The organism is Cupriavidus sp. 05L310 (genome assembly GCF_056398185.1).
On sequence record NZ_JBFTOX010000001.1, the window covers coordinates 285,795 to 291,993 of the forward strand.

Below are 6,199 nucleotides of genomic sequence, written 5' to 3' on the forward strand. Positions count from 1 at the left end.
AACAATGGAAGCCGTAGCAAAGAAGAGTGCAGCGACGATCAGCGAGGCGCTGCCAGCGGCGAGCAATCGCCAGGTGTTTGGTGCCGTGGCGGCGTCGTGCATGGGATGGGCGCTGGACCTGTTCGACCTGTTCATCCTGCTGTTCGTGGCGCCCGTGATCGGCAGGCTGTTTTTTCCGTCGGAGCACGCCATGCTGTCGCTGGCGGCGGTGTATGCGTCGTTTGCCGTGACGCTGCTGATGCGGCCGCTCGGCTCGGCGATCTTCGGCTCTTATGCCGACCGCCACGGCCGCAAGGGGGCGATGGTAGTTGCCGTCACTGGCGTTGGCTTGTCCACGGCGGCGTTCGGCCTGCTGCCCACGGTGGGTCAGGTTGGGCTGCTTGCGCCAGCCTTGTTTATCCTGCTCCGGCTGGTGCAGGGTATCTTCGTTGGTGGCGTGGTGGCATCCACCCACACCATCGGTACCGAATCGGTGCCCCCATCCTGGCGCGGCGCCGTCTCCGGGCTGGTCGGTGGCGGTGGCGCGGGCATCGGGGCATTGCTGGCTTCCATTACCTACATGGCGATGACCGCGCTGTTTCCGGGGGAAGCGTTCGATGCCTGGGGTTGGCGCTGCATGTTCTTCTCCGGCATCATCAGCTCGTTGCTCGGCCTGTTCATCTTCAACTCGCTGGAGGAGTCTCCGCTGTGGAAGCAGTTGCAGGCGGCCAAGGGGCATGCCGCGCCGGTTGAGAACCCGCTGCGCGTGATCTTCTCCCGCCAGTACCGTGGCGTCCTCTTCGTCAACATCCTGCTCACCGTGGGCGGTGGCAGCGCCTACTACCTGACCTCCGGCTATCTGCCGACCTTCCTCAAGGTGGTGGTGAAGGCACCGGCTGGCGAGGCTGCCGCCATCCTGATGGCTAGCAGTTTGGGTGTGATCGTGGCATCGATTCTTGCCGGCCACCTCAGTACGATGATCGGCCGCAAGCGAGCCTTCCTGTTGATCGGCGCGCTGAACGTGATGGTGCTGCCGCTGCTCTACCAGTGGATGCCGGCGGCGCCGGACACCACCACGCTCGGCCTGTATGCCGTGGTGCTGGCCATGCTGGGCTGCAGCGGCTTTGCCCCGATCCTCATTTTCCTGAACGAACGGTTCCCCACCAGCATCCGTGCCACGGGGACCGGGCTGTCATGGAATATCGGATTTGCCGTCGGTGGCATGATGCCGACGTTTGCTTCGCTGTGCGCCAGCACCCCGGCCGAACTGCCCATGGTGCTGGGCATCTTCCTGGCGGTTGTCACCATCATCTACCTGGTGGGTGCGTTCATCGTTCCGGAGACGGCAGGGCGCCTTGGCGACAATGGAGCGTAGAGATCCAGCCCGGGCCGTCGCATAAAATCTCCGACAGGTGCTTGAAGGGGACGGCGAAAATGATGAGCTTGCTGGGGGAGGCCTCGGACGATGTTGTGTATGGACTAACTCTGGGGGGCAGGTGGTCGCGTTTTGTCGTCCGCTTGATAACAAGCGCAACACACGATGAATGACCGACTTGCATGCGGGGGCAGCATCATCCCCATGAAAGCCAGGGGGGGCGCGAGCGCATCCCAATGTTCGTAGCGGTGGCAAACGCGGCTAGAATGCAATGAGCCCATGGTTTGCGCACGTGCGATGCCTTTGGGTCCGAAGCGAACAGATGGCCCCAAACAAAATGGAACGACAGACTGACTCTTGTCCTCCCCGCCCGAAAGATGCCGGCGCCCGACGGCCCGCACCGCCTCACCTTGGTGACATGCTTGATAGCCTGAGCGACGGATTCATGTCGATAGACAGATCGTGGCGCTTCACCTATCTCAACCATACAGCTGAACGATACTTGCAGCAGGAGCGGCAAAACCTGCTGGGACGCGACATATGGCAGTGTTACCCGGACTTGGTGGACTCCGGCTACTACCGCGTCTATCAGCAGACGGCGGCAACTGGACTCCCCGGTCGGCATACTGACTATTACGCACCGCTCGGCACCTGGTTTGAGGCTCGCTCATTTGCCCACGACGATGGCATCACGGTACTCTTCCGCGACGTCACGCGCGAACACGAGCACGCGGCGCTGTTGGAGTTTGAAGCTAGTCACGACTATCTGACTGGTTTGCCCAACCGGCGCAAGTGCATGGAAGCGCTATCAGGCGCGGTCGCCGAGGCTGCTTCATCAGATTTTACGCATGCTGCTTCCCTGGCGGTGCTGTTTATTGACCTGGACCATTTCAAGGAAGTCAACGATGCGTTCGGTCATGCTGTCGGCGATGATCTGCTGCGCGGCTTTGCGAAAAGGCTACTCGCAATTCTCGCACCTGAATTTTTCGCCGCGCGCGTAGGGGGCGACGAGTTTGTTCTGCTGTTACGCGATACTACCGAAAAGGCGGCAGAAGCGTTCGCGCATGCGGTGCTCAGTGAGCTCGCAATGCCATTCGAGGCATGCGGAAGGTCAGTCTCCCTGTCGGCTAGCATTGGCATCGCGCTACTGAGAGAAGCGCCGGAATCAGCCGAGGCATTGCTGAGTCGTGCCGACACGGCCATGTACGCAGCGAAGTCATCTGGCCGATTTCAGGTGCGCGCGTACGATGGCGCACTCGACCGGGGCATGCGTGACCGCCTTGCCTTGCGCATGGATCTTCGTGAGGCGTTTGCCGCGAACCAGTTCGAGCTTCATTTCCAACCTCAGATAGCACTCGCGGATGCTTCCCCAATCGGTGCTGAGGCGCTTCTTCGCTGGCGTCATCCTGAACGAGGATTGCTGATGCCATACGCATTCCTGGATGTGCTACTTGAGTCCCCATATGAAGGCGCCCTCGTCGAATGGCTGCTCAATGCAGTTTGCCGGCATATCGGTACCTGGCGACGGCTGGGTGTGTCCATACCGCGGATCGGCCTCAATCTGTCGGCTCGGCAACTTCTCTGTGGGGGACTGACAGACATGATTCTCCGTATCGCGAGGGCATACGACGTCTCCCCCGCAATGCTCGACATTGAAGTCACGGAGGACAGTCTGGTGAGCGATATCGAAAAGGCAACGTCCGTTCTTGCCGCGCTGAAGCTAGCCGGCATATCCACATCGCTGGACGACTTCGGCTCTGGATACTCCAGTCTCGGCTATCTGGTCCGACTGCCCATCGATACTCTGAAGATCGACAAGTCGTTTGTTCGAGCGCTGGTCGATTCGGAGAAGGCGTCGGCGATCATCCGAAGCATTGTCGGTCTCGCTCGTTCGCTGGGAATGAAAACAATCGCGGAAGGCGTCGAGTGCCAACGCCAGGCGGCGGAGTTGAAGGATGCCGGATGCGATGCCATTCAGGGCTATCTAGTCAGCCGCCCGCTTGACTCGGAGGCCTTTGCGGAATTCATGCTGCGTGTGTGATAGCGCCAAACGGACATTGTTTGCGGGCCGTTGGCGCGGTGAGAGTCGCCAGCGTGAATTGATCAGCCCGATCCCCGACGCTTCACCTTGGCTGGAGGCGTCACTTCTTGGAGGGGCCTGCCATGTGCGAGGTCACCTTGATTGGCATGGATCTCGGAAAACATGCCTTTCCTTTGCATGCCCAGGATCGCGGCAGGCACGAAGTGTGGCGCAGAAGGTAACCCGGAAGCAATTGATCCTCTTAATGAGCAACTTTCCAAGTTGCACCATCGTTTTGGTGGCCTGCGCCGGATCGCATTGCCCCACGCGTGTGCCAGCACTCGGCCACTATGCGAAGCTAATCGTGTTGATTTGCATCCAAACCTGACCCAGGTAAGGCTGGTTTTTGCATCGAATGTTGACCCACGTATAGAACACTGTCCTGCTCGGGAACGGGCGGGAGTTCGAAGTGATCGACGTGGCCATATTAAGCATCATTCGACGCTGGCATCTTCGTGATCAGATCTCGCTGCGCGAGATCGCCAGACCCCTGGGCATCTCCAGGAACACGGTCAGGCGCTACCTGCGCGCTGATGTTACGGCACCCGCCTACCCGGCCCGCCACTGCCCGGGCCGAACCCTGTACGACTGGCGCCACTATCTGGCGGTGCTGCAGCGCAAGCCAAGGGCGCTGCGCAATGGCGCACCGTTCGGCGAGCTGCCGGAGGGCTTCCGACGCTTGCAGTCCACCTTGCCCAAGCGGGTGGGCGGCGACCGGGAGATGGTCGAGATCCTGGCACTGGTGCGGCTGCACGATGAGCAGGCGGTGCTGACTGCGGTGGAGCTGGCCCTGGAGGCACCCTCCAAGCAGACGATCCTGAACATCCTGAGCCGTCTGCTCGAAGGCGAGCCCGTCCCACCCATCACGACGCCTCAGGCGCTCGCCCTGCAGGTCGAGCCCCAGGCCAACGTCGGCCGCTATGAGCGGCTGAGAGATCGGGAGGCGCATCATGCAGCATGAGGTCGTGATGGAGATGCTCAAGTCGCTGAAGCTGCACGGCATGGCGCAAGCCCTCGGCGATCTGGCGGCGCAGGATTCGCCCGCCTACCAGGCTGCCGTAGCCATCCTGTCTCGCCTGCTCAAGGCTGAGCTAACGGAGCGCGAGGTGCGCTCGCTGGCCTATCAGATGAAGGTCGCCCGTACCGGGATCTGACCGGTTTCGACTTCAGTTGCAACGTGGTCAACGAGGCCCTGATCCGGCAGCTACACCGCTGCGAGTTCCTGGAGTCCGCCTACAACATCGTCCTGGTGGGCGGCCCAGGCACCGGCAAGACCCATTTGGGCACAGCCATCGGCGTGCAGGCGGTGGAACACCATCATCGCCGGGTGCGCTTCTTCTCGACCGTGGAGTTGGTCAACGCGCTGGAACTGGAGCAGTCGACTGGCAAGCCGGGACATCTGGCTACGCGGCTCATGTATGCCGATCTAGTGATTCTGGATGAACTCGGCTATCTGCCGTTCAGCCAGACCGGTGGCGTCTTGCTGTCTCATCTGATCAGCAAGCTGTACGAGCGCACCAGCCTGATCATCAGCACCAACCTGAGCTTCGCCGAATGGGCCACGCCAAGACGACCACGGCGCTACTCGACCGCCTCCTCATCACTGCCACATTGTAGAGACCGGCAACGATAGCTATCGTTTCAAGAACAGCACGACCCAACCCAAGAAGGAGAAACGCATCAGCAAACACCCATCACCAAGCGACACCTAAACAGCCTCTCGGGTGGGTCAATATTCAGTGCAAATCCCAGGTCAGGATTCCGTGCAAGTCAACAGTATGTTGCCATGGATCGACCGAACGCAGCTACGGTCGTGCTGCTCCTAACGCGCGTAGTGTTGCCAAAGGACGCTTGGCTTGCACGCCGGGATACGAATTTAGACTGGCCAATGCATGGGCTGCCTAATTAGGGAGACCATTCAGCATTGAATGGCTGCAACCCACTCCGATCATCCTCCTATGAGATCCCGATCAGTATCACCCAGATGGAGTCGTTTCTATATCCTGGATGCGGAGAACCGGCCTGTCCAGGTGTTGGACCAGGACGAGTGGTCGCGCTGGATGGCTGAAAACGAACTGATCTTCCGCCGCACGCTGATGGAAGACTGCGGCGTCGTGGTCACTACCCGTTTCCGCGGGGTGTCAGAGCCAGCACCTAAGGACACACCGTTGTTCGTGACTCGTGTTGTTGGGAAGGTGGCGGAAGAAAACGAGAGCTACGGAGCCTGCACGCTTGAAGAGGCGCTGGAGCAACATGAACAGCTAGTGCAGAAGCTCATTCGCGCATTGCGTGCCGCTCATCGCTAGATTGAGCCAGGATGTGAACCGGCGCGAAGGTATTCGGAATCCGTCTCCGCTTGCCTCAACGCATTCCTGCCGCCCATGGCAAAACGGCGCACCTGAGCGGTACGCCGTTGGAAAATTCACAATCTCGTTGGAAATTCCGCGTCATGAAACGGGATGTTCCGTAAGCTCTTGCCCCCGGCGGAAATAAGAGGAAGGCCAGCAGGGGAGCTAGCCCTAACGCGTCCACCCAATCCGGTGACGTTCCTGCGTGGCCTCATGCCGCGCATCGTCTTCGGTGTGCAGGTAGGCACTCGTGGTGGCAATGGACGCATGCCCGAAATTGTCCCTCACAAACCGCAGATCCACCTGCTGGTCGGTCATGTGTGACCCCGCGGTATGGCGCAGCCAGTGCGCCGAGGCGCTGGCGAGCACCGCGGCCCGGCTTTCCCACTCGGGGCCGCGCGCGCGCAGGCGCGCGGC

Annotated in this window: 4 protein-coding genes and 3 pseudogenes; 6 read left to right on the forward strand and 1 reads right to left on the reverse strand. The window is 60.7% G+C overall.

The features are described 5' to 3' along the window. The first annotated feature begins 4 nt into the window (after positions 1-4). The 6 genes and pseudogenes from AC1DS6_RS01320 (at position 5) to AC1DS6_RS01345 (ending at position 5,740) form a co-directional block, all read left to right on the forward strand. The gene (locus AC1DS6_RS01320; protein WP_441635764.1) at positions 5-1,354 is read left to right on the forward strand and encodes an MFS transporter; all 1,350 of its coding nucleotides are present in this window, start codon (positions 5-7) and stop codon (positions 1,352-1,354) included. A 418-nt stretch (positions 1,355-1,772) separates the two neighbouring features. Beyond that, positions 1,773-3,395, forward strand: coding sequence for a putative bifunctional diguanylate cyclase/phosphodiesterase (locus tag AC1DS6_RS01325; protein WP_441635763.1), 1,623 nt, complete (start codon positions 1,773-1,775; stop codon positions 3,393-3,395). A 457-nt stretch (positions 3,396-3,852) separates the two neighbouring features. Continuing rightward, positions 3,853-3,951, forward strand: a pseudogene (locus AC1DS6_RS01330) (hypothetical protein); the annotation flags it as partial. A gap of 51 nt (positions 3,952-4,002) precedes the next feature. Continuing rightward, a pseudogene (locus AC1DS6_RS01335) lies at positions 4,003-4,395 on the forward strand (IS21 family transposase); the annotation flags it as partial. After that, positions 4,385-5,146, forward strand: a pseudogene (istB, locus tag AC1DS6_RS01340) (IS21-like element helper ATPase IstB). The pseudogenes AC1DS6_RS01335 and istB, both read left to right, overlap by 11 nt. Before the next feature lie 246 nt (positions 5,147-5,392). After that, on the forward strand, positions 5,393-5,740 hold the full coding sequence (locus tag AC1DS6_RS01345) for a hypothetical protein (protein ID WP_477101774.1): 348 nt from the start codon (positions 5,393-5,395) through the stop codon (positions 5,738-5,740). A gap of 213 nt (positions 5,741-5,953) precedes the next feature. Here AC1DS6_RS01345 and AC1DS6_RS01350 read toward each other — a convergent pair. Continuing rightward, positions 5,954-6,199 (reverse strand): tyrosine-type recombinase/integrase (locus AC1DS6_RS01350; protein WP_477101768.1); only part of this gene is annotated, 246 nt, incomplete at its 5' end.